At 44.2% G+C, this 3389-nt stretch carries 2 protein-coding genes, 1 tRNA gene and 1 pseudogene; all 4 read left to right on the top strand.

The window, feature by feature from the left end; genetic code table 11:
* Positions 1-99: 99 nt before the first annotated feature.
* The 4 genes and pseudogenes from Q1B07_RS26295 (at position 100) to Q1B07_RS26280 (ending at position 3050) form a co-directional block, all read left to right on the top strand.
* Positions 100-181: transfer RNA gene (locus tag Q1B07_RS26295), tRNA-Leu, on the top strand.
* 288 nt (positions 182-469) lie between these two features.
* A pseudogene (locus tag Q1B07_RS26290) lies at positions 470-1442 on the top strand (tyrosine-type recombinase/integrase).
* Between the two features lie 2 nt (positions 1443-1444).
* Positions 1445-1618, top strand: coding sequence for a hypothetical protein (locus tag Q1B07_RS26285; protein ID WP_299095643.1), 174 nt, complete (start codon positions 1445-1447; stop codon positions 1616-1618).
* A gap of 1183 nt (positions 1619-2801) precedes the next feature.
* Positions 2802-3050, top strand: a complete 249-nt coding sequence (locus Q1B07_RS26280) for a hypothetical protein (RefSeq protein WP_299095645.1) — start codon at positions 2802-2804, stop codon at positions 3048-3050.
* Positions 3051-3389 lie beyond the last annotated feature (339 nt).

Below are 3389 nucleotides of genomic sequence, written 5' to 3'. Positions count from 1 at the left end.
GAACTGGCAGACGCACAGGACTTAAAATCCTGCGGTAGGTGACTACCGTACCGGTTCGATTCCGGTCCTCGGCACCATATGTATAATTGATTTTGACATGCCAGTGTGGCGGAATTGGCAGACGCGCACGACTCAAAATCGTGTTCCTTCGGGAGTGTCGGTTCGACCCCGACCACTGGTATCTGAAATTACGAATAATAAGCGAAATAAAGGCGATCTAGCGCATATGCTAGGTCGCTTTTTTGTAATATCAGAATTTATATATTTTCTTAACATAGCTTGCGTTTTTGAATCTAGCTCCAGGCGCCATCGGCTCGAGGTCATAAGTCAAACAGGAATTGAAGGTAAAGTACACCTTCTATTCCTGTTCGCCTTATGCTTGTCGCCGATAGGCAGGCGCCTTGCGCTTTTTTTATGTTTCATGGAATACGACTTTTAATCCGAAAATCGTACGAAGGGAGTCGTATTCATGAGTCGCAGACGTAACGAATTAACTGAATATCAACTCGCAACAATAAAGAAAGATTCAAGGTCGTATGTGACAGACTGGCTCGAAGCCTTAACCATCTTCTTAAGAGACTGCGAGCTTCGTAATCTACGTGAGCATACCGTAAGATACTACCGTAACGAGCTTACTGCTGCCTTAAAACATCTAAAGGCGCAGGAAATAACGAGCGATCCTTCGGCTATAACGTCGGAGCATATTAAGCGCTATATAATCGGATACATGCGCAAGGAAGGACTTAAGGTCGTAACAATTAATACTAGGCTCCGAGCCGTCCGAGCTTTCTTTAACTTCTTATACGAGCAGCATTACATCGGGACGAATCCAGTCGCAGGCATGAAGTTATTGAAAGATCGAAAGCATATCGTTAATACATTCAGTCGGAAGCAGCTCGATCTATTGTTAAAGCAACCCGACTTAAGAACGTTTACAGGGATTCGTGATTATACAATCATGCTACTTCTACTCGAGACAGGCATCCGAGCGAATGAGTTCGTAGGAATCACGTTAAGCGACTTGAGTATTGATGAAGGCTCGATACATATTAGGAATGCGAAAGGCTATCGAGAGCGCATCGTACCTATAACTTCGACTATGAAGAAGCAGTTAAAGAAGTATATCTCGCTGCGAGGCTTCGTCGAGACAGATGCTCTTTTCGTTACTCTGGAAAACGAGCCTTTATCGAAGCGCCAGCTACAAAATATCGTGAGAAAATACGGTAAATCCGCAGGCATTAAAGACGTAAGATGCAGTCCGCATACTTTCCGACATACTTTCGCTCGCATGGCAGTAGAGGAACGGAGCAGGAATCTTCGAGCTGCAAGCGATACTCGGGCATGCATCGCTGGAGATCGTTAAGACATATGTAAATCTGTTTTCAAACGACGTAAAAGAAAAGCATCGGAGCTTCTCGCCTCTCAAGTCGTTAAGAGTGTAGACATGCCGAAGCTACCAGATATCGAAAGTATGGAGCTAAAGGAAGCTATCGACTTTTTTCTTAATTATGGGAAGTTCGTTCTTAAGAGAGGACCATCTATCAAAGAACTGGACGAGCTTCTCGAGTTTAAGCGGAAGCTAGACGAGCAGATCACCGAAGCACGTAAGGAAATGTAAAAGGACAAAAAAAGACGGCTCCTATACAACGACTGCGCCAATAACGGGTAACGAGGAGATCACCGAAGCAGACCTTAAGCAATCTACTGCGATCACAAAAGCGACAGGTCGGGAAGACGTTCGTTTACTGTATGTAAACCTAAAGCGCCAGCATCAAAAGAAGCAGGCGGAACTCACAGAGGAGCAGCGAAAGGAAGCCGAAGCAAAAAAGCAGCTTATCTCAGAGGAGGATCTCTGGGCTGCATTCGAAACAGCGAAGAAGTCGCAGCGCCAGTCTGATATTATTCGTTATGGTCAGATGAAACGCATGTACGAAGCTCAACAGGAGGCTTTTAAGGATATCTACAAAGGCGAGGAGTCTTAAAGATGCTCTTCGCTTTTTTTATCGCTGGAGAGCCGTACTTATATCCGCAATATGCGGAGGCATCGAGTCCCGAAGCAGCTCGACAGAAGATCGCAGCAGCCGAATGTCTACCAGAAGAGCACCTCAAGTATCTAGGGCGAGTAGTTAGTCGGGAGCCTTCCGAGATACTTTTTACAGATCGGGTAATCATCGAGACAGACGAAGGATCGCTCGTAGCTCTACTGGGTCAGATGCGAGCATAAGTAGTACGTAACAACGTAAGAGAGGCGCTTAAGGCGCTTTAAATATAAAAGGAGGTTTTTACACATGTCAGCATTTTTTTATGATGAAAACGGAGTACCGATTAAAGAAACGTATCCTTTACTACCGTTTAAAGGCGAGGCTACTGTATCAATAGCAGCAGGAGCTACAGGAGAAGAGTCTTAAACGTAACCGATGGAAAGCTAGTACAGATTAATAGCTTTACAATTACGAAAGGCTCTAATACCGCAGTAAACAGCATTACAATCGACGGAAACGATGCGCACGTATTAGGACTCCGTAACTGATACAGAGGCTCAATATGGAGGACTCATCTCTATGCAGTCGTCTTTAAAAGTAAACGGAACTAATAACGGAGTATCTGCGGAATCTTTAACGATTACAGTATACGGATTTTACGTAAAGAAATAACGAACGAGGGAGCTTCGGCTCCTTCGAGTGGGATCGTATCGACGGGACTCTAAACAAATGCCATTGTATCGAGTAGGCTTCGTTTGAAGCCGAGGGAGTTCGATGCGATCTAACTACAAACAAACATAAAGGAGGTTTTACGATATTATGAGAATGTATAATAACGGAGAAGGTAAACAAATCATCGACAAAGACGAGGAATTATTACATTATGCAGATGATTCGTTACAAGTCGATTTAAGCGAATGGAATCTCGATGCAATAAAAGCGGAGGAACTCCAGCTCTTTTATAACGAGGCTATGAGTTCTAAAGTCGACGTACTAGCAGAAGTCGACGAGAGAACCGAAAAAGCTACGATCTATAAGAAGCTAAAAGAAGCATATATAGAACAATAACACGAAGCAGGCGCTTTCATTCGAGGGCGCTCTTTTTGTGGACTTGGACATACGTCTCTTACGTCCGACAAGCTAACAGCGAAGGAGGAGGCAGCAGTTGACATATCAAGTAACGTTCAGACTAAACTGAAAGCAGCGCATTCGAGTAGCGACTGCAAGCTGGATCACATGGAGAAGCAGCGCAGATCATCCGAGATGCATATCCAAAAGCACACGTAACAGAAGTCAAACGACATTAAGGAGCTCTCTTAGTGAGGGCGCTTTTTTTTGTAATATCAGAATTTATATATTTTCTTAACATAGCTTGCGTTTCTGAATCTAGCTCCAGGCGCCATCGGC

Origin of the sequence: uncultured Metabacillus sp. (assembly GCF_947503125.1) — a bacterium.
In the GTDB taxonomy this organism is placed as follows: domain Bacteria; phylum Bacillota; class Bacilli; order Bacillales; family Bacillaceae; genus Metabacillus.
Note: the sequence above shows the minus strand (reverse complement) of the source record. Positions and strands in the feature narration are given on the sequence as shown.

Bases quoted from the DNA above. Each gene is read 5' to 3' on its own strand.
- Q1B07_RS26285 (WP_299095643.1), top strand. From the start codon at position 1,445: ATGCCGAAGCTACCAGATATCGAAAGTATGGAGCTAAAGGAAGCTATC.
- Q1B07_RS26280 (WP_299095645.1), top strand. From the start codon at position 2,802: ATGAGAATGTATAATAACGGAGAAGGTAAACAAATCATCGACAAAGAC.